Annotated in this window: 1 rRNA gene; it reads right to left on the reverse strand. The window is 57.0% G+C overall.

The annotated features are described in order from the left end of the window. Positions 1 to 37 precede the first annotated feature (37 nt). Positions 38 to 230, reverse strand: a 16S ribosomal RNA gene (locus tag TEPIDINF_RS15330); the annotation flags it as partial.

Consider the following 230-nt stretch of genomic DNA (forward strand, 5'->3'; position numbering starts at 1 on the left):
AAGCCTCTCATCCGTAAGGATGAGTATTTCTCCATAGAAAGGAGGTGATCCAGCCGCACCTTCCGATACGGCTACCTTGTTACGACTTCACCCCAATCATCTGCCCCACCTTCGGCGGCTGGCTCCTTGCGGTTACCTCACCGACTTCGGGTGTTGCAAACTCTCGTGGTGTGACGGGCGGTGTGTACAAGGCCCGGGAACGTATTCACCGCGGCATGCTGATCCGCGAT

The sequence above is a fragment of the Tepidibacillus infernus genome (genome assembly GCF_048898065.1).
Taxonomy (GTDB): Bacteria; Bacillota; Bacilli; order Tepidibacillales; family Tepidibacillaceae; genus Tepidibacillus_B; species Tepidibacillus_B infernus.